Genomic DNA, 23713 nt, shown 5'->3' on the forward strand with positions numbered 1-23713 from the left:
CCATCCCAACTATGAAAAACAACACAGGTACAACTTTGTCGGTTTGGCAGCCGGGCGTGGAAATGCCGGTCACCCAAACCTTAGATTCCCATGTCACCACCGACGTATGCGTGGTAGGAGCCGGCATTTCTGGGCTTACCACCGCCTACCTGTTGGCCAAAGAAGGCAAGAAGGTAGTAGTAGTGGAGGCCGGCGAGATCTGCGGCGGCGAGACCAGCCGCACCACCGCCCACCTTTCCTGGGCCCTGGATGATCGGTTCTCCAAACTGATCAAGGTCTTCGGCAAAGCCCAGGCTCTTTTGGCTTATGAGAGCCACCGCGAAGCCATCCACCGGATTGAGCAGATCATCAAAGACGAAAAGATCCAGTGTGATTTCAAGTACCTGCCAGGGTATCTATTCCTGGGCGCCACTGACTCTGAAGATCAGTTAGACGAAGAACTGGCTGCCTGCCATGAACTGGGCATCAAAGAGGTGGTGAAACTAAAACAGTGCCCACTGCCCAGCCTCAGCAACGGGCCATGCCTGCAGTTCCCGCACCAGGCGCAATTTCACCCAGTGAAATACCTCTCTGTCCTAGCCCGGTACATCCTGGACCACGGCGGGGAAATCTATACCAACAGCCACGTGTCTCAATTTGATACCGGCAGGGTGCACCGGGCCGTCACCGATGCCGGTTTCTCCGTCACTGCGAACCATTTGGTTGTGTGTACCAATTCCCCGGTCAATGACCAGGTGACCATGCACACGAAGCAAGCCCCGTACCGCACCTACGTGGTGGGCGCGCGGGTACCCAAAGGAAGCGTACCTTCTGCCCTGTATTGGGATGATTCTGACCCTTACCACTATGTAAGGTTGGCCACCGTGGCAGGCGAAGAGAACCTGGATACCGAGGTCCTGATTGTGGGCGGCGAAGACCATAAAACCGGCCAAAGCCAGGGAGATGAGCGCGAACGCTTTGACTGCTTGGAAGAATGGACCCGCAAGAAATTCCCTATGGTGCAGGACGTGGTGTTCCAGTGGTCGGGCCAAGTCATGGAGCCCGTTGATTTCATGGGGTTCATAGGCCGTAACCCTGGCGACAACAAGCAGGTGTACATTGCTACCGGTGACTCGGGCCACGGCATGACGCATGGCACTATTGCCGGCATCCTGATCACGGACCTGATCCTGGAAAGGGTTAATCCCTGGGAAAAACTGTATGACCCAGGCCGCATCACCTTCTCCACCGATTCTGCCAAGGAATTCCTGAAAGAGAACCTGAACGTAGCCGGCCAGTACCTGGATTGGGTGAAACCCGGAAGCAAGGAAGAAGAAGTCATTTCCCCGGGCACGGGCGTAGTGGTGCAGAAAGGAGCCGGAAAGGTAGCGGTGTATTGTGATGCCCAAGGCAACAGGCATGAGTGCTCCGCCGTCTGTACCCATTTAGGCTGTATTGTGCACTGGAACAACCTGGAAAACTCCTGGGATTGCCCTTGCCACGGCTCGCGCTTTGACCCCTACGGGAAAGTAGTGGCTGGTCCGGCTGCCAAAGATTTGGATAAACTATAATTAGCTTCTAGTGATTAGTTGCTATAGATTAGTGATTAGTTTCTAGAGATTAGTGATAAATAATGCTTTTAAGGGATCAGTTGTTTTCTTCAAACAAGTAAAGCCTGAAAGTGAAGTAGCTATAAAAGGAGAAGAGCTGGGCAGTAGTATCTGCCAAGCTCTTCTCCTTTTATTTTTTAGCGATTTAGGGCCTTTTCCAACAATGAATCAAAAACTAATCACTAGTAACTAAACACTAATCACTAAAATCTAATAACCAACAACTACTTATAAGCCTCCAGTTGCTTCAGTCGTAGGCTCACTGAGGCAATCCATTCCATCTGCACTTCTTTGTTAAGCCCATGCCGACTTTCCTGGTCGTAGAGATCCTGCTCTTGGTGCCAATTGTTAAAGGCCTCATTGGCGTATTTGTTTAGATCACCGGCCCCGCGTTGGCAGGCATTGGGTAGTTCTGCCAGGCGCTTGCGCAACAGGCGGGCATGCAGCTCGGTTAAGTCAAAATGAAGCTGCTCGTGGGCCAGCAAGAGCACCGATGTCTTGTTCCGGGTCCAGGATTCCTTGGGGTTGAAGACTGCCTCTACCTTGAACTTGAGCTTATTGTTCTCGCACTTCACCTTCATCTCCATGTTGGTAGAGGTAAGGGCATGGTGTTGGTTTTCGGGCGCGGGATTGCCGGCAAAGTCATCCCAGGTAAGGCGCTTCTGCACCGACCAGGGAATGTCTGCCGCAGGGGCAATCGTTGTGGGCGTAGTTTCTGGAAAAGAAGCAAAAAACAACGCGCTGATCCAAAGAGGTAAAAAGGAAAATGACATAGCTGCTCGCGTAACACATTCTCTCCTAAAAGGAGTTTCCTTTGAGTACAACTACCAGCTAAAAAAAATTATTGCGGACTGAGTTTCTTAAACCTCAAAAATAACAGAACCGCGGCAAAGGTAAGTCCTGTCAACAGACCCAACCACACGCCAATGGCGCCTAAACCAGCCCAGAAACCCAGCATGTACCCCAGCGGCAGGGCAATAAGCCAATAAGAGAAGAGGGAGATCATGCTGGGGATCTTCACATCTTCCAGGCCCCGCAAAGCACCCAAACCTACCACCTGCACCCCGTCAGACAACTGGAAGATGGCCGCAATGATAAGCAACTTAGAGGCCAGGGCATGCACAGAGACGTCTTCCACGTACAAGTGCGGAATCAAGTCTTTGCCCAGGATGATCAACAATGCACTCCCCGCCATGAATAAAACGCCCAGGATAAGGCTGGTGTACCCGGCGGTGTGCACGGCGTGGGCATCACTGGAACCGCGCAACTTGCCCACCCTAATGGTGGCCGCCGCAGAGATGCCGCCGGCCATCATATACGTCACCGAAGCTACGTTGAGCGCGATCTGGTGCGAGGCCAGCTCTCTGGCTCCCAGCCAGCCAATCATGACCGCAGAGAAACTGAAAGCCCCCATCTCAAAAATCATCTGCAAGGAAATAGGGAAACCGATCTTGAACATCCGGGTCATGTGGGTCCAGGATAGGCTCTGCCAACGCAGGTAGCTCCGGTAGTGGGCAAAGCGCGGCGCCAGGAAGATGAACATGGCCATCATGACCGCCATGAGTACCCTTGAAATCAAGGTAGCCCAGGCGGCCCCATTCAGACCTAAGGCCGGTAACCCCAACTTGCCATAGATGAGCAGGTAGTTCAGGATTATGTTGATCACGTTGGCTATAATAGACACGTACATGGACTGCTTGGTGAGGGACAGCCCTTCGGCAAACTGCTTGAAGGCCTGAAACACCATGAGCGGCACCATAGACAGGAACAGGATGTTCACGTACGGAATGGTCAACCGCACCACCTCGGCGGGTTGATTCAAAAAGGCAAGCAACGGCGAGAGGCCCCAGAAAGCCAGGAAGAGCAAAACGCCAATCAAGGTGTTCATGACCAGGCCGTTCAGCAGGATCAAGGCGATGCGGGTGTGGTTCTTACGGCCATCGGCGCGGGCCACCAGGGGCGTCATGGAAAACGAGATGCCCAGCCCAAAGACCAGGACAATGGTAAAGATGCTATTGCCCAACGAGGCAGCCGCCAATTGGAGCGTACCAATGCGGCCTGCCATGACGCTGTCGGCCACGGTAACCATAATGTGGCCTAATTGGCTTAACACCACAGGATAGGCCAACCAGAAAGTGCTTTTATAATGTTCGCGGTAGTGGGCGGAGAAAATCAAACGGCTACGGTTTTTGAAACAGGCCGCAAAGGTACGGCTTATTTCCCTAACCCAAGGAGGACTACTATGCTTTGGACTACAGGTCTCTACCTCCGAGCCAGTTTGTACCTCAGAGCCAGGAGATGTTTAGCACCTGTTTTGCCAAAAACACCCCTTAAACCCAGGCTATCCCAATCTAACCGCCAGAAAAACTCAGGAGACAAAAGCTTTTAACCGGATCAAGGCGCTGGAAAGAATTTCATCAGGCACGGCAAAGGACATCCGCACAGCGGCTGGCATGCCCATGTTGGTAGAGGGCAATACTTCCAGCCCCACCTGGTCTTTCAAGGCCGCCGCCCATTCTTCTACCAATTGGAAAGGAGAGGAGGGATCTTGGGGCCTCAGGCAACACTCCACCTGCAACGTGACATAGTACCCCGCCTGCGGAACCGTGAACTTGAGTTTGGGCATCTTCTTCAGTTCCTGCATTACCAGAGTCCGTTTTTGAGCCAAGTCCTCCCGAAACTGCTGCCAGATCTGGTGCCGCTGCCGGATCGCCTCGGCGGCTCCGGCCTGCAGAAATGGCGACACCCCGGAGATCCATCTCAGTTGCAGATCGGTGGCTTTGTGCAGGATCTGGAAGGGCGCCACCAGGTACCCCACCCGCCACCCCGACATGGCAAAGGACTTGGAGAAACCGTTTACCACCGCCACTCTATCGCGCAGGTGTTCAAAACGTAAAAAGCTTTGGACCGGACCCTCAAATCCCAAACCATCGTAAATTTCATCAGAGAGCAGGTGCAGGTTGGGGAACTCCTCCATTAGTTGGGCCACGGCTTGCAGTTCAGCGGGAGAGTAGACTTTCCCGGTGGGGTTGCCGGGGTTGGTCAAAATCAGGAGCTTGGTATCGGGGTTCAGTTTTTCCCGGAGGGCTTCAACCTCCAGCGCGTACTCCTGGTTTGGATTGGCCGGCACGCTCACCAGTTTCCCGCCACTCTGCCTGATCAGTTCCGGAAAGGCGAACCAATACGGCGCCAGCGCCACCACCTCATCACCGGGGTGCAGCAGGCTGTGCAGGTACAGGTGAATGGCGTGTTTAGCCCCGTGGGTGATCAGGATCTGCTCGGCCGGTACCGGTACCCCATCGTCTTCCAGGTAGCGCTGCGCCAGGGCCAGCCGCAGTTCAGGTAATCCCTCGTTGGGCCCGTAGAAGGTGTTGTTCTGGGCTATGGCCTCTTGCAGAGCCTGGGTAGCCACTGCGGGCGTAGGAAAATGGCTCACGCCTAAATGCAACGGGATGATGTCCATGGGTCTTGGGTTCGGGTGGGAACACTTAAACTACCTTTTGTCTTTCCTTTGAGCCTTGTTGTGGGCCTGTTTTTCAGAAAATAGGCCCAATGTTAAGAGTTGGAGCTGAAAACATTAAAAGGATCCAGTTCTTGGAGGTTTCTTTGGTCCATAGGCCTTTTTTAACTGGAGCTTCGGCTTTGCCAATCTTTGAGTTGCCTTGGTTTTACCCACCTGATTTGAAGCTGATTTTCCTTAAACAGGCCTTAAAAGCACATCGGCAAAGCCGAAGGTCTTGTCTGTGAAGACCTCCTGGATGGTGAACCCGCAGGAGCCGGCCATTTCTTCTACCTGGCGCAGGGTGAATTTGTAAGAGTTCTCAGTATGGATGGCCTCCCAGGCCTCAAAACGGAAGGTCTGCTTAAGGGCGCCAATGTGTACCTCCTGGGCTTGCCGGCTGACGAGGAAACTGCGCATGGTGCCTTCCAGGGGATCATATTCCGCGAAGTGCTGGAACTGGTCCAGGTCAAAATCACCTTGCAGCTCTTTGTTGATGCGGTGCAGGAGGTTGAGGTTGAAGGCAGAGGTTACCCCGGCGGCGTCGTCATAGGCGCGTCTGATTTTTTCGGGGTCTTTTTTCAAATCCAGGCCCAAAAGGAAGGAATCCTCGGGGTTCAGGGTCTGGCGAAGGGCGCACAGGAAGTTCTGGGCCTCCGGCAAATCAAAGTTTCCTATGTTGGAGCCTAGGAACAACACCACCTTCCGCTGCCGCCGGTTCTGGTTCAGCCACTCCAGGCCCTGGAAATATTCGGCAGCCAGGGCCTGTACCTCCAGGTGGGGCCAGCGGTGGTGCATGTCTTCCAGCAGCAGGTTCAGTTGGTCTTCAGAGATGTCCAGGGGCACGTAGGAGAAATCAGCCTTGGAGGCCACCAACTCCGAGAGCAGGAGCTTGGTTTTATAGGCATCACCGGCCCCCAGGTCTACCAGCTGAAACGGATTCTGGGTGTCTATGGCATACAGGATCTCCTTGCGCTGCCGGGACAGGATCTGGTGCTCCAGCTTGGTAAGGTAATACTCCGGCAGCTCCATGATCTGCTGAAACAACTGACTTCCTTTAGCATCATAAAAGAATCTGGATGAGAGCTTTTTAGGCGATTGGCTCAAGCCTTGCATGACGTCTTGCGCCAACCCGTTGTCGTCGGAGACACGCGTGGGCAACAAGTTGACAAGGGAGTTTTGGGTAGTACGTGCGGTCATAGAATATGTCTTGCGTTAGGATTTCGCCAGCCGAATGCCGGTGAATTGCCAGCGTTTCTCTGGGTGGAAGAAGTTGCGGTAGGTGGGCCTGATGTGGCTTTGGGGCGTGGCGCAGGAACCGCCGCGCAGCACCATCTGGTTGATCATGAATTTGCCGTTGTACTCGCCCAGGGCGCCCGGGGCGGTGACAAAGCCAGGGTACGGGAAATACGCACTGTACGTCCATTCCCAAGTGTTGCCCAGCAACTGGGCCACATGTGAAGGATGGTCGGGCAGGGCCGAAGCCACCGGATGCAGCAAGCCGCTTTCCAGGAAATTCCCTTCGCCCACCGGGTTGGCGTGCAACTGCGACAGGGCTTCCCACTCAAACTCGGTGAGCAGCCGGTTCCCCGACCAGTTGGCATAGGCCAGGGCCTCATAAAAGCTGATGTGCGTGACGGGGGCCTGTTCCTCCACTTTCTCTAACCCGTGCAGAGTGTAGTGCCACCAGTCGCCGTCCTGTTGAAGCCAATACAGGGGAGCCTGCCATTGTTCCTGCTGCGCCAGTTGCCAGCCTTCGTCTAGCCAGTACTTGAAATCAGAATAACCGCCCGCCTTCATAAAGGTTAGGTATTCAGCATTCGTTACCAGGGTGCGGCGCGCCTGGAACTCCTGCAGGTACACCTGGTGGGCCTGGTGCTCATTGTCAAAGCTGAAACCATTGCCCGTGTACCCGATGGAGTAAAGCCCAGCCGGCACCGTGCACCATTCGTTTTGACCTTGTTTCTCTGAAACCGGACTAGATACAGTTGCCTTCTTTTCTGAGTAGGCGGGCAACAGGGGGTTACAGCTCAGGATATACTTGATGTCGGTGACCAATAATTCCTGGTGCTGCTGTTCGTGCTGCAGGCCCAATTCTACCAGGGCGGGTAACTCAGGTAAGGTCTGGAGCAAAGCGGGGGCTAGCAGTTTTTCCATGGCCTGGTCCACGTGCCGGCGGTAGGCGTAGATATCCTCTAGCGGTGGCCGTGACAAGGTGCCGCGGTCAGAGCGGGCCACCCGGCTGCCCATGGTGTTGTAATAGGAGTTGAACAGGAACGCGTACTGGGGGTGGAACGGTTCGTAGCCCGGTAAATGCGGAAGTAGGAGGAAGGTCTCAAAAAACCAGGTGGTGTGCCCCAGGTGCCACTTGGGCGGGCTGACATCTACCATGGGCTGCATGACAGAATCCTCGGCGGTCAAGGGAGCGCATAGTTGCTCGGTCTGCCGCCGGATGCCCTGGAACCTGGGCCAAAAAGCGGCATTACCTTCTAAAGAATGGAAAGACATTTGGTTTTACGTATTTACACCTTCTAAACTAGATTTTTACCGAAAGGTTGTACCTTCACTGGTGCCAAAACGAAACTATGCCCTTTGTTTTAACTCCTTTCCACCGCGACCTGTCTTTCAAATTTGACGCCCGTACCTCTAGGGGCGCCATGCAAATCCACCAGGCTCATTACCTGCGGGTGCACCACACCCAGAACCCCGAAAAGCACGGCTGGGGTGAGTGTTCTCCCTTGCCCGGCCTAAGCCCCGATTTTTCCGCTGGGTTCGGGCAGCTGCTGGAAAAGGTTTGCCACCAGTTTAACGCCTTGCAGCTGGAAGACTCAGAATCTGAGGAGGGTATGGTTTTCTGGAAATCGCTGGAGCAATGGCCTTCTATCTGCTTTGCGGCCGAAACCGCCTGGGTGGATTATTTCAGGGGCGCCAAACGCCTTCTGTACCCTACAGATTTCTCTAGGTCAGAAAGGGGCATCAAGATCAACGGCCTCATCTGGATGGGCGACCCAGCGTTTATGCGGGAGCAGATTGAGAAAAAGCTGGCCCAGGGCTTCACCTGCCTGAAGCTCAAGATTGGCGGGCTTGACTTTGCCCAGGAATTGAGGATTTTACAGGAAATAAGAAAAGTGGCGGGCCCTGAGGTGCTGGAGTTGCGGTTAGATGCCAACGGCGCTTTTTCTCCTACAGATGCAGAGGAAAAGCTTCGGCAGCTGGCCCATTTTGGCATTCATTCCCTGGAACAACCCATTAAACCCGGCCAGGGCCAAACCATGCAGCTGTTGAGCAGCGTGTCGCCTATTCCCATTGCCCTGGATGAGGAGTTGATTGGGGTCAAAGGCAAAGAAGCAAAATGGAACCTTTTAGACCAGCTTCGGCCGCCTTATATCATCATCAAACCAACCTTGGTGGGGGGCCTGGTGAGTAGCCGCGAATGGATTGAGGTGGCAAAGTCCTTGGGCGTGGATTGGTGGCTTACCTCGGCGTTAGAGTCAAACATAGGCCTTAATGCCATTGCCCAGTTTGCGGCAGAGCTGGATAATCCGTTGCCGCAGGGGTTAGGCACGGGGCAACTTTACCATAATAATTTTGCCTCCCCCCTGGAGATCAGGGGAGAAGAGCTGTGGTACAACCCCGCTAATGCCTGGGAGCTTCCTGGCTAATAGAAGGGGATTTTTAGAGGTATTCTCGAAAAACAGGCATAAAACCCGCTTTTATTCTCCCAGCAGTTTTTTGACCAGAGCCGGGACGCCTACCGTGGCTTTTTCCTGGATGATCGTGAAGTTTCTTCTGTGCGAGACGGCGGGGGTGTTGGGGTCAATCAGGTAGATGGGCGTGTCATGGGGAGCGTAGGCAAGCAAGCCGGCTGCGGGATATACCTGCAAGGAGGTGCCAATGATCAGCAGGTAATCAGCGTGCATGGTTTCCTCGGCGGCTTTCTCTATCAGGGGAACCGCTTCGCCAAACCATACAATGTTGGGCCGCAACTGAGAACCTTTCTCGCAGAGGTCCCCCAGTTTCAATTCCCAACCTTTCATGGGGTACACCAGGCGCTCATCTTTGGTGCTACGGCTCTCAAACAGCTTTCCGTGCAGGTGCAGGATGTTAGTGGAACCGGCGCGCTCGTGCAGATCATCCACGTTCTGCGTGATGATGGATACCTCATACTTCTGCTCCAGGTCTACCAGGGCCTTATGGGCGGCGTTGGGTTCTACCGCCAGGGCGCTTTTGCGGCGCTCGTTGTAGAACTGAAGCACCAGCTTCGGGTTCTTCTGCCAGCCTTCCGGTGAGGCGACCTCCATCACATCATGCCCTTCCCACAGGCCGTTGGCATCTCTGAACGTGGCCAACCCGCTCTCCGCACTGATTCCGGCTCCGGTTAAAACGACTACTTTTTGTTTCATTTTTTTGGACTCAGGATGTAAGATACAAGGCTCCTTATCAAAAGAGGGTGAAGGTAATACGAATGCAGCGCGGAAACGATAAACCCCGTTATGGGCCCGTTTTCACGAAAACAGGCCCGTAACGGGGTTTAATAAAAATATAAGTCCTTTATCTAAGGTCTTACCTCCTATGTCTAAAAACTAGCTGGCTTTTTTCTTGGGAGCAGCGGCTTTCTTGGTTGTGGCTGCTTTAGTGGTAGTTCCTTTCTTAGCCGCCGTTTTCTTAGCTGGGGTTTTCTTGGCGGCAGGGGCGTCTGCGGAAGGGGCAGCCTTTTTCTTGAAGCCTCCCCGCGCGGGTTTGTCCGGAGTGGCCTCTGCTAATTCAAGGCACTGTTCCAAGGTGAGTTCTGATGGTTCCTGCCCCTTGGGGATTTTGACGTTCTTTTTGCCCACGCAGATGTAGGGCCCAAAGCGGCCATTGAGTACCGTCACTTCTGGGTTTTCAGGGAACGTCTTGATCATTTTCTCGGCATCTGCCTTGCGCTTGGCTTCAATCAAGGCAATGGCCTCTGGCTCCGTTACCAGGAGCGGGTCCAGGTCTTTAGGCAAGGAATAGAACTTGCTGTTGTGCTGGATGTAGGGACCAAACCTGCCAATGGCAGCCTTCATGTCCTTGCCTTCAAACTCACCTACCACGCGCGGCAACTTGAATAATTCCAAGGCTTGCTCCAGGGTGATAGACTCAATGAATGTGCCTTTCCGAAGACTGGCATACACCGGCTTTGCATCCGTTCCTTCCACTTCCTCGCCTAACTGTACATAGGGGCCAAAGCGGCCTAGTTTGGCGATTACCTTCATGCCGGAAACCGGGTCAACCCCCAATTCACGGGCGCCACTCACAGTAGAGCGTTCTACGTTGGCGCTGGTTTCAATGGTTTGATGGAAGCTTGAGTAGAACGTGTCCAACATCTTGTCCCATTGCTTTTTACCCGCGGCTATCTCATCAAACTCTTCTTCTACCCTGGCCGTGAACGAGTAGTCAATCACGCTCTCAAAGTGGGCTACCAGAAAGTCAGTCACCACCATGGCAATGTCGGTGGGGAAAAGCTTGGCTTTCTCGGCGCCGGCCATCTCGGTTTTCTTCTGGGTAGAGATCTGGTCCTGCTCCAGGGTGAGCACGTTATAAGCTCGTTCCTTTCCTTCGCGGTTGTCTTTTTCCACGTAACCCCGCTTCTGGATGGTGGAAATGGTAGGTGCGTAAGTAGAAGGACGGCCAATGCCCATCTCCTCCAGTTTCTTCACCAGGCTTGCCTCGGTGTAGCGCGGGGCGGGGCGGCTGAACCGCTCGGTGGCCTGCATCCGCTGGAAACCCAAAGTTTGCCCTTCTGTTAACGGCGGCAGCATTCCTTTCACGTCATCGTCGGCGAGTTCCTCGTCATCCGTGGACTCGGTGTACACCTTCAGGAACCCTTCAAACTTGATCACCTCTCCGGTGGCAACTAACCGCTCGGGCTGGCCGCTGATGGTGATGGTGGCGGTGGTTTTTTCAATCTCGGCATCGGCCATCTGCGAGGCGATGGCGCGTTTCCTGATCAGGTCATACAGGCGTTGCTCGTTGCGGTCAGAACTAACCTGTAAAGCGGCAAAATCAGTGGGCCTGATAGATTCGTGGGCTTCCTGCGCTGATTTTGATTTCGTTTTGTACTGGCGGGTCTTCACGTAGTTTTCCCCAAAGGAGCGCGAAATCTCAGCGGCAGCCGCGGTCATGGCATCCTGTGACAGGTTCACAGAGTCGGTACGCATGTAGGAGATCTTTCCGGCCTCATACAGGCGCTGGGCCACCTGCATGGTCTGGGCCACGGAGAAAGAGAGCTTACGGCTGGCTTCCTGCTGCAGGGTAGAGGTGGTAAAGGGCGGTGCGGGGCTGCGTTTAGTGGGCTTTTTCTCCAAACTCTCTATAGAATAGGAGGCACCCATGCAACGCTGCAAAAAGTCTTCGGCCTCGGCCTGGGTTTTAAAGCGGGTATTCAGTTCCGCTTCCAGGCGTTTTCCGCCGGCATCAAACTGGGCTACTACTTTATAAGCAGAAACCGACTTGTGGCGCTCAATCTCGCGCTCGCGTTCCACTACCACCCGTACCGCCACGGACTGCACGCGGCCAGCGGAAAGCCCGGTCTTTATTTTCTTCCAGAGCACCGGAGATAGCTCAAACCCTACCAGGCGGTCCAGCACACGACGGGCCTGCTGGGCGTTCACCAGGTTCACGTCAATAGCCCGGGGATTCTCAATGGCATTCAGGATGGCGCTTTTGGTGATCTCCCGGAAAACGATGCGGCGGGTCTTGGCTTCTGAGAGGTTCAGGGCTTCAGACAAGTGCCAGGAAATGGCTTCCCCCTCACGGTCCTCATCGGACGCTAACCACACAACTTCCGCTTCCTTGGCTAATTTCTTCAGTTGCGAGATCACTTCCCGCTTATCGGCGCTGACCACGTAGGTGGGCTTGAAACCGTTCTTGATATCAATGGCATTATTGTCTTTGGGGAGGTCACGCACGTGCCCGAAGCTCGACTTCACAATGAAATCTTTACCCAGGTACCCTTCAATGGTCTTGGCCTTGGCCGGCGACTCCACAATTACTAGGTTTTTTATCATATGGGATTTGAGTGGGGCTATGCCCAAAAATTTTTCAAAGATGTAGTAATTTTTTGAGACAATCCAACCACTATCTTTATGCCGATTGTTCCCAGAAGGTTAAATAATATACCTTGAGGGGGTAAAAAGGTTTTTTTAGTCCATTTTCGCCATGAAGAATCTCTTATTGATGCGGCATGCCACAGCGGCAGACAAAGCCATAGGGCAACTTGATATTGACCGGGAGATTTCCCTGTTAGGACAACGGCAGGCAGGGGAGGCCGGCCTCTGGCTCAAAGACCAGAAACTCCAGCCCGACCTGATCCTGTGCAGTCCGGCCGTGAGAACCCAGATGACGCTGGAGAACGTGGTAGAGCAATTAGGCCGCAAAGTACCGGTTCAACTGGAGCATGACCTCTATTATGGCTCTGAAAGCGACCTGCTCAGCCTGTTGCACGGCGTGGCCGAAGAGGCAGACACCGTGCTGGTCATCGGCCATAACCCCACCATCAGTTTTTTCGCCTCTGACCTGGCGCATGAAGAGGTGAACTTTCAGCCGGCCACCATTGCGCATCTGCATTATAATGGCTTTTCCTGGGAGAACCTGAGGGCCAACACCTGCAAGCTTCATGGCTTATACCGGGAGTAGATTTTTGTTTTAAGGGTTCTTTGCTGAAAAGAGGCATAAAACCATAGAGAGGCCTTGAATTATTTGTAGTTTAGCGGCTCGTCCCACACCAGGAAATATTTTTCCTTTTTTTACTGTAACCAATGGCAGCAACTATCGTATCGGTCATCAACCAAAAAGGGGGTACTGGTAAAACCACCACTACCATTAACCTGGGGAGTGCCCTTCAAAAACTGGGCAAACGCGTGTTGTTGATTGATCTTGACCCCCAAGCCAACCTGTCTTATTCCTTGGGAATCACAGAGCCTTCTGCTACCTTAGCAGAGGTGTTTGCCGGCAAGGTGAAACTCACTGATTGCCTGCAGGAAACCAACGGGCTTTTTGTGGTCCCTGGTTCCAATGACCTGGTAGATGTAGAGATTTCCTTAGTGAACCATGAGGAGCGGGAGCGTTTCCTGCAGCATTTTCTGGAAGAAGTGACTGGGTTTGATTATATTCTCATTGATTGTCCCCCAAGCCTGTCTTTGCTTACAGTAAATGCCTTGTCCACCTCGCATGAGGTGCTGATTCCGCTACAGATGGAAGTGCTCACGCTGCAGGGCCTGGGGCAGATCCTGAACACGGTGCAACAGATCAAGAAAACGCTGAACGCCAAGCTGAAGGTCAAAGGAATTGTGGTGGTGATGTACGATAAACGCCGTAAATTAAGTGCCGAGATAGAAGATTACCTGAAAGAGAACATAGACGAATATATTTTCCAGCAGCGCATCAGACTGAATGTGAAACTGGCAGAGGCGCCTTCCTTTGGGCAAAGCGTCCTGGACTATGATGCTTCCTCTTACGGGGCAAAGGATTATCTGGGTTTAGCCAAGGAATTTGTGGCACTTCCTTAGCAAGGATACTTCCGGAAGTCTTGTTTTATTAGTAAATTGCGAGGATGTCTGATAATAGAGGACATCTTATATAAAATTATTGGCACGTTGTGGTGCAGTAGAGGTAAAAACGCTCTTCATTCAAAGAAAAGATGGCTTTAGGGAAAAACTTGAAACTCAACAAGGATAAATTGATTGGGAAGACAGAAAACGGGACGCCTGTTGAAGCGTCTACGGAGGGCGCTGCCTTGGCTCCGGTAGAGAATCCGGCTAACGCGCAGCCTGAGGAAATGCCAGCCCAGGAGGTCGCTACCCCAGAGGTACACCTCCCTTTGGTAGAGACTAACGGAAGAACTGCTACCACAAAGGCCCGTGCAGGAGGAAAATCAGTGGAGAAGAAAGAAGAGAAAGAAGAAAAAGCCATCATAGAATCTGAGACCAATGATCAGGCCCGGAAAAGCAATTCTCCGCGCCAGACCACCCAGACGCAGGATTCTGATTATATCAACGAGCAGCTGAACCGGGTGCTTTACGCCCTGGACGCCTTCAAGAAAGGGGACGTCTCCGTACGCTTGACCAAACAGAATAACGACATCTTCTCTGAGATTGCCGAAGCCTACAACTCCATGGTGGAGATGATTGGCGGCGTAGGAGGAGAGGTGTCGCGGATCTCTAAAGTGGCCGGGGTAGAGGGTAACCTGAAAGCCCGGGCCTCTGCTGAGAGTGCTTCCGGTTTCTGGAAAGACATGATCAACAATATCAACGGCCTGGTAGACTCCATCGCCGTTCCGGTATTGGAGGTAGGCAAGGTATTGAAGAACATCTCCCGGGGTAACCTGGATGAGACGTTCCAGATTCCGGTGTCCGGTGACTTTAAGGTCATGGCTGAAACCATCAACCGTACCATTGACAACCTGAACCTGTTTGCCGGTGAGGTAACCCGGGTGGCCCTGGAAGTAGGTACTGAAGGGAAACTGGGCGGACAGGCCTCGGTACCGAACGTAGCCGGTATCTGGAAAGAACTAACCGACAACGTGAACGCGATGGCCTCCAACCTGACGCTTCAGGTACGGGACATTGCGAAAGTAACCACTGCCGTTGCCCAGGGGAACCTGGATCAGAAAGTAACGGTAGACCTGAAAGGGGAAATGCTTCAGCTGAAAGAGAACATCAACCAAATGGTGGACTCTCTGAACATCTTCGGGGATGAGGTAACCCGGGTAGCCCGTGAAGTGGGTACCGAGGGTAAATTGGGTGGTCAGGCGAAAGTGCCGAACGTAGGCGGGGTTTGGAAAGACCTCACCGACAACGTGAACACCATGGCCTCCAACTTGACCTCGCAGCTGCGTGATATTGCCAACGTAGCCACTGCGGTTGCCAAAGGCGACCTGACCCAGAAAATCACGGTAAACGTGAAAGGCGAGTTAGCCGAACTGAAGGACAACCTGAACCAGATGGTGGACTCCCTCAACATCTTCGCAGACGAAGTAACGCGGGTGGCGAGAGAAGTAGGAACCGAAGGTATTCTGGGTGGCCAGGCCAACGTGCCAAAGGTAGCCGGGGTTTGGAAAGAGCTGACCGATAACGTGAACTCTATGGCGTCTAACCTGACCCTCCAGGTACGGGACATCGCCAACGTAGCCACCGCGGTGGCCCGTGGCGAGCTGAGCCAGAAGATCACGGTAAATGTAAACGGAGAGCTCCTTCAGTTGAAAGACTCTTTAAACCAGATGGTGGACTCCCTCAATATCTTCGCCGGTGAGGTAACCCGCGTGGCCTTGGAGGTTGGTACCGAAGGTAAATTAGGTGGCCAGGCCTCCGTACCGAATGTGGGCGGGGTTTGGAAAGACCTGACGGATAATGTGAACTACATGGCGTCTAACCTGACGCTGCAAGTGCGGGATATCGCCAACGTAGCGACCGCGGTAGCGAAAGGCGACTTGACCCAAAAAATCACCGTGGACGTAAAAGGCGAGCTCCTTCAACTGAAGGACAACCTGAACCAGATGGTGGACAGCCTTAACATCTTCGCCGGTGAGGTAACCCGCGTGGCAAGAGAGGTAGGAACCGAAGGTAAATTGGGTGGCCAGGCCTCCGTACCTAATGTGGGCGGGGTTTGGAAAGACCTCACCGACAACGTGAACTACATGGCGTCTAACCTGACGCTGCAAGTACGAGATATCGCCAACGTAGCTACTGCGGTAGCGCGCGGCGACTTAAGTCAGAAAATCACTGTTGGGGTAAAAGGCGAACTAGCTGAGCTGAAGGACAACCTGAACCAAATGGTGGATTCCCTCAACATCTTCGCTGGGGAAGTAACCCGCGTGGCGCTGGAAGTGGGTACGGAAGGTAAGCTAGGTGGCCAGGCCTCTGTGCCAAATGTAGCCGGTACCTGGAAAGCCCTTACTGACAACGTAAACTCCATGGCGTCTAATTTGACGCTGCAAGTGCGGGATATTGCCAATGTGGCCACTGCCGTTGCCCGCGGTGACCTAAGCCAGAAGATCACGGTGAACGTGAAAGGCGAATTAGCCGAGCTGAAGGACAACCTGAACCAGATGGTGGACTCCCTCAACATCTTCGCCGGCGAGGTAACCCGCGTGGCGAGAGAGGTAGGAACCGAAGGTAAATTGGGTGGCCAGGCTTCTGTGCCTAATGTAGCTGGAACCTGGAAAGCCCTTACAGATAATGTAAACTCTATGGCGTCTAATTTGACGCTGCAAGTAAGAGATATCGCGAACGTAGCTACTGCGGTAGCACGCGGGGACTTAAGCCAGAAAATCACCGTGGATGTGAAAGGCGAGCTCCTTCAGTTGAAGGACAACCTAAACCAGATGGTGGATTCCTTGAACATCTTCGCTGGTGAGGTAACCAGAGTGGCGAGAGAAGTAGGTACTGAGGGTATCTTAGGTGGTCAGGCCAATGTACCTAACGTAGGCGGGGTTTGGAAAGACTTAACTGAGAACGTGAACTACATGGCCTCGAACCTTACCTCTCAGGTACGGGACATCGCCAACGTAGCTACTGCGGTAGCCCGCGGCGATTTGAGCCAGAAAATAACCGTGGACGTGAAAGGTGAACTTCTTGAACTGAAGAACAACCTGAACCAGATGGTGGACAGCCTCAACATCTTTGCGGATGAGGTAACCCGGGTGGCCCGCGAGGTGGGAACCGAAGGGAAACTAGGCGGTCAGGCCTCCGTGCCTAAAGTACGTGGTACCTGGAAAGAACTCACTGACAATGTGAACTCCATGGCGTCTAATTTGACGCTGCAGGTGCGGGACATCGCCAACGTAGCTACTGCGGTAGCGAAAGGCGATTTGACCCAGAAAATCACCGTGGATGTAAAAGGCGAGCTCTTAGAGCTGAAGAACATCTTAAACCAGATGGTGGACAGCTTGAACATCTTCGCTGGTGAGGTAACGCGGGTAGCTTTGGAAGTAGGTACCGAAGGGAAACTGGGAGGTCAGGCTTCTGTGCCGAATGTGGCCGGAACCTGGAAAATGCTCACCGACAACGTGAACTCCATGGCGTCTAACCTGACTTCTCAGGTACGGGATATTGCCAACGTAGCCACCGCGGTGGCGAAAGGTGACCTAAGCCAGAAAATGACGGTGAACGTGAAGGGCGAGATCCTTCAACTGAAAGATATTTTGAACCAGATGGTAGACTCCCTCAACATCTTCGCGGGTGAAGTAACCCGGGTGGCGTTAGAGGTAGGTACCGAAGGAAGATTAGGTGGACAAGCCAAAGTGCCCAATGTGGCTGGGGTTTGGAAAGACCTAACCGATAATGTGAATACCATGGCGTCTAACCTGACGCTGCAAGTGCGGGACATCGCCAACGTGGCCACCGCGGTAGCGAAAGGGGATTTGACCCAGAAAATCACCGTGAATGTACGGGGTGAGTTAGCTGAGCTGAAAGACAACCTGAACCAGATGGTGGACTCCCTCAACATCTTTGCCGGGGAAGTAACCCGGGTGGCGTTAGAGGTAGGTACCGAAGGAAGATTAGGTGGCCAAGCCAAAGTGCCGAATGTGGCTGGGATTTGGAAAGACCTGACGGATAACGTGAATACCATGGCCTCTAACCTGACGACTCAGGTACGGGGAATCGTGAAAGTAGTAACGGCGGTATCTAAAGGTGACTTAACTCAGAAACTGACCTTACAAGCCAAAGGTGAATTAGCAGACCTGGCGGATACCATCAACAGCATGGTGGAAGACCTGAACCGCTTAGCGGGTGAGGTTAGCCGGGTGGCCAGAGTAGCCGGGGTGGAAGGGAAGCTGACGGAGCGGGCCACCGTGCACGGTGTATCAGGTAGCTGGAAAGAGCTGGTAGATACCCTGAATGATCTCTTAGAGTCCATCGTAACGCCAGTATTGGAAGTATCCCGTGTGGTACGTTCTATCTCTGAGGGTGATTTAACCCAAAAAGTAGAAATCCATACCGCCGGTGATATTCTGGCTATGTCAAACGCCTTGAACCTGGCGGTAGACAACCTGAATGCCTTATTAGGTGAAATCAATGATTCTTCGCTCATCGTGGGCTCGTCTTCTGAAGAGATGGCTGCCAAAGGATTGGAGATGAACCGGGTAACGGTAGACGTAGCATTGGCCATGCAACAAATGGCAGAGGGTGCACAGAACCAAGCCTTGAAAACAGACCAGGCCTTCAAACTGATTGAAGAAATCATGAAGGCCACCAAAGAAACCGCCAACAAAGCGGATGTAGTGAACCGTTCAGCGGTAATGGGAGAGGAAACTTCCCAGTTGGGTCTGAAAACAGTGGCCGAGGTGGTACGCAACATGGAAGAAATCTCTTCTTCTGCAGCCCTGACCGCCAAAACCATTGAAGTACTGAGCACCCGTAGCCAGGAAATCTCTAAATCACTGGGGGTGATCACGGATATTGCAGCCCAAACCAACTTACTGGCCCTGAACGCAGCCATTGAGGCCGCCAGAGCCGGCGAGGCAGGACGTGGTTTCGCGGTAGTAGCCGAGGAAATCCGGAAATTGGCGGAAGGTTCGCGCAAATCAGCGAGTGAGATCAATACGCTGGTAGATGATGTGAAGAAAGATACCTCTTCTGCCGCCGCGGCGATTGCTACCATGGAAGGGCGGGTATTGAAAGGAAAGAATGCCACGTTTGAGGCATCCGGGGCCTTTAAGAACATTGCCACCTCCAGCGGTGAGACGCTCCGCAGTGCCCAGGATATCTTGGTGTCTACCGAAGTACAGAAAACCTCTATTGGCGACGTAGTGAAATACGTGGAAGAAGTGGTAGCCATTGCGGAACAGACGGCCTCTGGTACCCAGCAGGTAGCCGGAACCGCGAAGCAACTATCAGCTTCCATGCAGGAGATGACTTCTGCCTCTCAGCGTCTGAATGACATTGCAGATGACCTGCAGGGAAGTATTTCCGCCTTCAAGCTGGTGAACGGAAACCTGGTGTTCCCTAACCGCAACGCCCGCAAATTGTCAGCAGTGCCGGCGCCGCGCAAACGCTCCTTCACCGGAGACGAGGCCAACGACGTAGATTTTGACAATAAGATTGCGAGCAAAAAATCGTCTAAAAACAGAGGTCAGGAATAATGGAGTCTCAGAACATCAGAGATAAAAAGGAGAAGGTAGTAGAGGAGAAGGTGCACCTGATTGTCTTTAAACTAGGCCTGGAGGAGTACGGCGTGCGCATTGACCAGGTAAAGGAGGTAACCATTACCCCTGAAATCACCCGCATGCCCAAAACACCTTCCTTCATAAAAGGGGTCTCCAACATCAGGGGGGACATTATCGCTATTATGGACCTGGAAGAGCGCTTCAGAATTGAGCGCCCTTCCGGCTTGCCGCACCAGCATACGTATACCTTGGTGATGGAAGCCAGGGAGTATACCATGGGCTTTATTGTACACGAGGTGCCCCAGTCTCTGACCTTGCCCGTATCCAGCATAGACAAAGCACCTTCCTTTATCCAGGACATCAACATCAATGAGAACTTCATTGAAGGCATAGGGAAGCATGAAGACCGGCTCATCATAGTGCTGGACATCTTCAAGATCCTTACTTCAGATGAAGTGATGCAATTGAAATCATAGTGCTCATATTTGACCTTATTACTTATGGAAATCACCGATAAAAAAAGAATACTGATTGTAGATGATTCTTTCTACATGCGCACTATGTTGAAGAACATGCTGCTAGATGCCGGTTATGATGTAGTAGGGGAAGCCCCAGACGGAAAAACGGCGCTCCAGATGGCCAAAGACAAAATTCCGGATCTGGTGACACTAGACGTGATTTTGCCAGACAACACCGGCCTAGATGTGCTCAAGGGAATCAAACAGGATAACCCAGACATCAAGGTTGTGATTGTAAGTGCCGTAGGGCAGGAAGTGATCATGACCGAGGCCGCTGAATATGGCGCCTTGCACTACATCATCAAGCCCTTTTCAGAAGACAAAGTGCTGGAAGCGTTGAGCAAAGCCTTTCAAGGAGAATAGCAGAAAAGAACCTTACCTTCCGCCACCCTATCTACCCGTGCAGCAGACGCAGCAACCAAAAATTAAGGTCTTAATTGGGGATACCTCCGTACGCTCCAGATTGGTGCTTTCCGGCATGATAGATGCCGAGCCCCAACTGGAGGTGGTGGATACTGCCCAATCCAGAGAAGAATTGCTGTTCAAGGCAATGGCTTCCAGACCTGATTTGATTGTGGCCCAGTTCAGCATGACCATGAGTGGCCGGGTGCCCTTTTTCCAGCCTGTTTTTGGCGAAACGTCTTCTTTGCTGCTCATGGTGTCCCAGGATTGGGCTCAGACGACCACTGGTTCTGCGCCATTCTCCTATCTTCACCGGGTAAAACCGTTTCAGGGCTCTTTTGAGAAAAACGCCCCCAAAGAAGGCCTCAAGACAGGTTTTATGTCGTGCCTGCGGGAATTTGTAGGTCAGTTCATTTCCGGCGCCCAGAAAGAAAAGCTTAAAGAAACCAGCCCCATGGGGGAGGCTTCCTTGAAAAAATCTTTTTTGGGTCCGCCAGTTCGTGTGGATGCCCCTCTGCCGGTGGTGGCCATTGGCGCTTCCACGGGTGGTTCCTCCGCGTTGGAATACTTGATAAAGGATCTTTCGCTGCAACAGCCCGCTGTAATCTTAGTGGCGGTGCACATGCCAGAGAAATTCACCAGGCGCCTGGCCCGCCGGTTGCAGAAACTGACCACCTGGCGGGTAGAGGAAGGCTTTCAAGGCATGGCGCTTCTTCCCGGAACCATTGTCATTGCGCCGGGTGGCCAAGACATGCGGGTGAAGAGGACCACAAGGGGAGCTTACCAATTTGAACTGGATTTGGAACCCTCTCTGGCCATGGACTCGCCCTCCGTAGATGCCTTGTTTCAATCGGCCGCTTGCTGCGCCCAGGAACAGGTGCTAGGCATTATCCTGACGGGTATGGGCCAGGACGGTACCGCCGGGGCCAGGGTGGTGAGGGAGAACGGAGGCGTGGTGATTGCCCAGAATGAGGAGACTTCCACGATTTTCGGGATGGCCAAGTCAGCGATTGAGAGTGGGGCAGTGAATGGGGTGTTTGCTTTAGGCCAAATTAATTCTATTATCAACCGGTTCGTCACAGACCGGAACATGAGCGCTATGCTCCAACAGAAATTGGTAGGATGAAGTCGAGAGATCAGGAGTATAAAGAGATATTTATAGCCGAGGCTCTCGAGTACTATGATGCGCTGAACCGGCACATCAGTGATCTGGAGAAGAACCCAGAAGATGAGCAGTTACTGGCCGAAATCTTCCGGCTGCTGCATAACCTCAAGGCCAATGCCAAGGCCATTGGGTATGAGTCCATTGGGGATGTGTCACATAAACTGGAAACCGCCTTCGGTTTGATCAGGAGCCGCGAACTTAGTTTCAGTGATGAGGTAGTGACGGTTCTTTTTGACGGCGTGGATCTGTTAGGAGAGATGATCACTAACATTGACAGCCCCAAAGAGGTAGAACCCAGCCCCGAGCTGCTCCGCAACCTGGACATCATCATTAATTCTCTCTCTGAAAATTCATCAGAGTTAACAAAGGTCCAGAAATACTACACCACCAAGAACCTCTCGCTCTCTGACCTGATCTATATTCAGATCAAGAAGTTGGATCATCTGCTCAACCTGGTAGGAGAGCTGATCATTGACCGGGACCGTATCTTTTCCCTGAGCAAGGAACTGGACAACGAAGACCTCAAGAATGTAAGTGCCCACCTGTACCGTATCACCGAGGAGTTGCAGTACAGCGTCATGGACGCTCGCTTGGTTAACGTAGGGTCTTTGTTCAATAAATTCCCCCGGATTGTGAGGGATATTGCGGTGGTGGAGAAGAAGGAGATCAACCTGGAGATTGTAGGCCAGGATATCCAGATAGACCGGAATATCCTCCAGATCATCACAGACTCTTTGCTGCACTTGATGCGGAATGCAATTTCGCACGGCATTGAGAAAGAAGACGTTCGCAAAAAAAACAAGAAAAGCCCGCAAGGGAATGTAACGCTCTCGGCCCAGAACGACCGGGACACGGTGATCCTAAAGCTCATTGATGACGGCAAAGGCATAGACCAGCAGGAAGTGAGAAAGGCCATTGTGAATCGCGGTTTTCTGACGGCAGATGCCGCCGCTGACCTTCGGGATACAGAGGTTTTGTCTTACCTGTTTGAACCCGGCTTCTCCCTGGCCAAAGAGGTAACAGAAGTGTCGGGCCGTGGGGTGGGATTGGATGTGGTTAAGAACGCCATTGATTCCATAGGCGGCAGAATCAAGGTAGATTCCAAGAAAGGCGAGGGCACTACCTTCACGCTTTTCCTGCCTACTTCTATTGCCGTGAAAGGGGCTTTGCTGTGCCAGGTGGAAGAGAACTTCTATGCCATCCCGCTCATGCACACCGACTCGGTGGTGGCTTTCCCCACCCAGGAACTGCACGAGGTGGGAGACCTTTTGGTAGCCGATATCAATGGAGAGACCATTACCATCATCTCCATGCGCGAGTTGTTCAATACCGATCTCAACGACTACAGCGTTAAGAAAAGCGATTTAAACGGAGATGCGCAGAACATCATTATAGTGACCTACAACAACCGGAAGCTGGGACTCATTGTGGACAAACTTCTGCGGCAGCAGGACATTGTGATCAAGGCTTTAAGCAAACCGGTCAATACCATTGAAATTTACGCCGGGGTTACCCTTTTAGGATCAGGCAAAGTGTGTCTGGTGCTGGATGTGGCGGCTATTACGCGTTACTTTATTGCCAGAAGGTAAAAGCTGATGGGAAACAACATTATTAATGCCTGATTCATGGAGCTTCAAGTAAATGAACTAGAGCGGGATATCATCAAAGAGATCCTGAACATAGGGCTTGCCCGGGCAGCTGACTCGTTCGCAGTGATTGCCAAAGACCGTGTACTGCTGAAAGTGCCGGACCTGCAGTTAATGGAGGCCGAGGAGTTGCTGAAAATAGTACGGGCGTATGAGAATTCGCATACGATTATCCAGTCAGACATAAAGGGGGAACTGAATGGGTCTACCCTGATGCTATTCTCTGACCTGCATGTGGAACAGCTGTCAAAGGTGTGCCTGGGCATGACCGTGAAAGGGAGTGACCCTCTCACTGAGATGCAGGAGTCGCTGCTGCTGGAAGTAAGCAACATCATTACCGGGGCTTTGGTGACCCAGTTGGCCAATATCTTGAAATCCAATATCTACGGGTCGCCCCCGGTGGCCCCCAAACATGATATCGCTGAATCGCTCAAGGGTATTTTTACGGACCATCCGTTGTTCCAGCCCTTGGTGTTCACCGTCATCACCCAGTTCACCAACAACTCCAAAATGGTGGAGTTGCCGCTTCTCCTGTTTTTTGATACCAATACCTTTATCAAGATCCTGGAAATCATCAGATCCTATAACTTCCTTACCAAATAAGCCTGCCCAGGCATATTTTCTATAAAGCAAAAGAGCCGCCCCGTGCGGCTCTTTTGCTTGGAAGAGAGCCAGATGAGCGGGTTTAAGGCCTCTTTTTCATAAAAGAGACCCTTCACCACCGGTTTTCGGGCCTTTCCATTCCAGTATCTTTTTTGTTGTT

At 52.6% G+C, this 23713-nt stretch carries 17 protein-coding genes; 10 read left to right on the forward strand and 7 right to left on the reverse strand.

The window, feature by feature from the left end; translation table 11 throughout:
* Positions 1-11 precede the first annotated feature (11 nt).
* On the forward strand, positions 12-1550 hold the full coding sequence (locus tag FOE74_RS16850; protein WP_149099807.1) for an FAD-dependent oxidoreductase: 1539 nt from the start codon (positions 12-14) through the stop codon (positions 1548-1550).
* A gap of 263 nt (positions 1551-1813) precedes the next feature.
* On the opposite strand, the gene FOE74_RS16855 is transcribed toward FOE74_RS16850, so the two are convergent.
* From FOE74_RS16855 to egtB, 5 genes are all read right to left on the reverse strand, one after another.
* Entirely contained in the window at positions 1814-2362 is a 549-nt protein-coding gene (locus FOE74_RS16855) for a DUF922 domain-containing protein (RefSeq protein ID WP_149099808.1), read from the reverse strand.
* 68 nt (positions 2363-2430) lie between these two features.
* Positions 2431-3765 (reverse strand): MATE family efflux transporter, encoded by a 1335-nt coding sequence (locus tag FOE74_RS16860; protein WP_308422722.1) that lies wholly within the window; start codon positions 3763-3765, stop codon positions 2431-2433.
* A 192-nt stretch (positions 3766-3957) separates the two neighbouring features.
* Positions 3958-5052 (reverse strand): pyridoxal phosphate-dependent aminotransferase, encoded by a 1095-nt coding sequence (locus FOE74_RS16865; RefSeq protein WP_149099809.1) that lies wholly within the window; start codon positions 5050-5052, stop codon positions 3958-3960.
* A gap of 234 nt (positions 5053-5286) precedes the next feature.
* A complete protein-coding gene (egtD, locus tag FOE74_RS16870) occupies positions 5287-6288 on the reverse strand; it encodes an L-histidine N(alpha)-methyltransferase (protein WP_149099810.1) in 1002 nt (333 codons plus the stop codon).
* A gap of 15 nt (positions 6289-6303) precedes the next feature.
* Positions 6304-7596, reverse strand: a complete 1293-nt coding sequence (egtB, locus tag FOE74_RS16875; RefSeq protein ID WP_149099811.1) for an ergothioneine biosynthesis protein EgtB — start codon at positions 7594-7596, stop codon at positions 6304-6306.
* A gap of 77 nt (positions 7597-7673) precedes the next feature.
* Here egtB and menC point away from each other — a divergent pair, with 77 nt between their 5' ends.
* Positions 7674-8750 carry an o-succinylbenzoate synthase gene (gene menC / locus FOE74_RS16880; protein ID WP_149099812.1) on the forward strand — a complete coding sequence of 359 codons (1077 nt, stop codon included), beginning with the start codon at positions 7674-7676 and terminating at the stop codon, positions 8748-8750.
* A 51-nt stretch (positions 8751-8801) separates the two neighbouring features.
* On the opposite strand, the gene FOE74_RS16885 is transcribed toward menC, so the two are convergent.
* Positions 8802-9491 carry an SIR2 family NAD-dependent protein deacylase gene (locus tag FOE74_RS16885; RefSeq protein ID WP_149099813.1) on the reverse strand — a complete coding sequence of 230 codons (690 nt, stop codon included), beginning with the start codon at positions 9489-9491 and terminating at the stop codon, positions 8802-8804.
* A gap of 180 nt (positions 9492-9671) precedes the next feature.
* Entirely contained in the window at positions 9672-12122 is a 2451-nt protein-coding gene (gene topA / locus FOE74_RS16890; RefSeq protein ID WP_149099814.1) for a type I DNA topoisomerase, read from the reverse strand.
* 151 nt (positions 12123-12273) lie between these two features.
* On the opposite strand from topA, the gene FOE74_RS16895 reads away from it, so the two are divergent.
* The 8 genes from FOE74_RS16895 to FOE74_RS16930 all read left to right on the forward strand — a co-directional run bounded on the left by FOE74_RS16895 (position 12274) and on the right by FOE74_RS16930 (position 23553).
* Complete coding sequence (locus FOE74_RS16895; RefSeq protein ID WP_149099815.1) at positions 12274-12750, forward strand: SixA phosphatase family protein; 477 nt, start codon at positions 12274-12276, stop codon at positions 12748-12750.
* A gap of 122 nt (positions 12751-12872) precedes the next feature.
* Positions 12873-13622: a ParA family protein gene (locus tag FOE74_RS16900; RefSeq protein ID WP_149099816.1), complete on the forward strand. Its 750-nt coding sequence runs from the start codon at positions 12873-12875 to the stop codon at positions 13620-13622.
* 131 nt (positions 13623-13753) lie between these two features.
* On the forward strand, positions 13754-19195 hold the full coding sequence (locus FOE74_RS16905; protein ID WP_188686911.1) for a methyl-accepting chemotaxis protein: 5442 nt from the start codon (positions 13754-13756) through the stop codon (positions 19193-19195).
* Positions 19195-19695, forward strand: coding sequence for a chemotaxis protein CheW (locus FOE74_RS16910; protein ID WP_149099817.1), 501 nt, complete (start codon positions 19195-19197; stop codon positions 19693-19695). Before FOE74_RS16905 ends, FOE74_RS16910 begins: the two co-directional genes overlap by 1 nt.
* Before the next feature lie 24 nt (positions 19696-19719).
* A complete protein-coding gene (locus FOE74_RS16915; RefSeq protein ID WP_149099978.1) occupies positions 19720-20100 on the forward strand; it encodes a response regulator in 381 nt (126 codons plus the stop codon).
* 37 nt (positions 20101-20137) lie between these two features.
* Positions 20138-21265, forward strand: a complete 1128-nt coding sequence (locus tag FOE74_RS16920) for a chemotaxis protein CheB (protein WP_149099818.1) — start codon at positions 20138-20140, stop codon at positions 21263-21265.
* Positions 21262-22893 (forward strand): chemotaxis protein CheA, encoded by a 1632-nt coding sequence (locus FOE74_RS16925; RefSeq protein ID WP_149099819.1) that lies wholly within the window; start codon positions 21262-21264, stop codon positions 22891-22893. The genes FOE74_RS16920 and FOE74_RS16925 overlap by 4 nt, the downstream gene beginning before the upstream one ends.
* Before the next feature lie 36 nt (positions 22894-22929).
* Positions 22930-23553 carry a chemotaxis protein CheC gene (locus FOE74_RS16930; protein ID WP_149099820.1) on the forward strand — a complete coding sequence of 208 codons (624 nt, stop codon included), beginning with the start codon at positions 22930-22932 and terminating at the stop codon, positions 23551-23553.
* Positions 23554-23713 lie beyond the last annotated feature (160 nt).

Origin of the sequence: Rufibacter glacialis (genome assembly GCF_008271745.1) — a bacterium.
Lineage (GTDB): Bacteria > Bacteroidota > Bacteroidia > Cytophagales > Hymenobacteraceae > Nibribacter > Nibribacter glacialis.

Coding starts and splice junctions, on each gene's coding strand:
- FOE74_RS16850 (WP_149099807.1), top strand. CDS start 12: ATGAAAAACAACACAGGTACAACTTTGTCGGTTTGGCAGCCGGGCGTG.
- FOE74_RS16855 (WP_149099808.1), bottom strand. CDS start 2,362: ATGTCATTTTCCTTTTTACCTCTTTGGATCAGCGCGTTGTTTTTTGCT.
- FOE74_RS16865 (WP_149099809.1), bottom strand. CDS start 5,052: ATGGACATCATCCCGTTGCATTTAGGCGTGAGCCATTTTCCTACGCCC.
- egtD (WP_149099810.1), bottom strand. CDS start 6,288: ATGACCGCACGTACTACCCAAAACTCCCTTGTCAACTTGTTGCCCACG.
- egtB (WP_149099811.1), bottom strand. CDS start 7,596: ATGTCTTTCCATTCTTTAGAAGGTAATGCCGCTTTTTGGCCCAGGTTC.
- menC (WP_149099812.1), top strand. CDS start 7,674: ATGCCCTTTGTTTTAACTCCTTTCCACCGCGACCTGTCTTTCAAATTT.
- FOE74_RS16885 (WP_149099813.1), bottom strand. CDS start 9,491: ATGAAACAAAAAGTAGTCGTTTTAACCGGAGCCGGAATCAGTGCGGAG.
- topA (WP_149099814.1), bottom strand. CDS start 12,122: ATGATAAAAAACCTAGTAATTGTGGAGTCGCCGGCCAAGGCCAAGACC.
- FOE74_RS16895 (WP_149099815.1), top strand. CDS start 12,274: ATGAAGAATCTCTTATTGATGCGGCATGCCACAGCGGCAGACAAAGCC.
- FOE74_RS16900 (WP_149099816.1), top strand. CDS start 12,873: ATGGCAGCAACTATCGTATCGGTCATCAACCAAAAAGGGGGTACTGGT.
- FOE74_RS16905 (WP_188686911.1), top strand. CDS start 13,754: ATGGCTTTAGGGAAAAACTTGAAACTCAACAAGGATAAATTGATTGGG.
- FOE74_RS16910 (WP_149099817.1), top strand. CDS start 19,195: ATGGAGTCTCAGAACATCAGAGATAAAAAGGAGAAGGTAGTAGAGGAG.
- FOE74_RS16915 (WP_149099978.1), top strand. CDS start 19,720: ATGGAAATCACCGATAAAAAAAGAATACTGATTGTAGATGATTCTTTC.
- FOE74_RS16925 (WP_149099819.1), top strand. CDS start 21,262: ATGAAGTCGAGAGATCAGGAGTATAAAGAGATATTTATAGCCGAGGCT.
- FOE74_RS16930 (WP_149099820.1), top strand. CDS start 22,930: ATGGAGCTTCAAGTAAATGAACTAGAGCGGGATATCATCAAAGAGATC.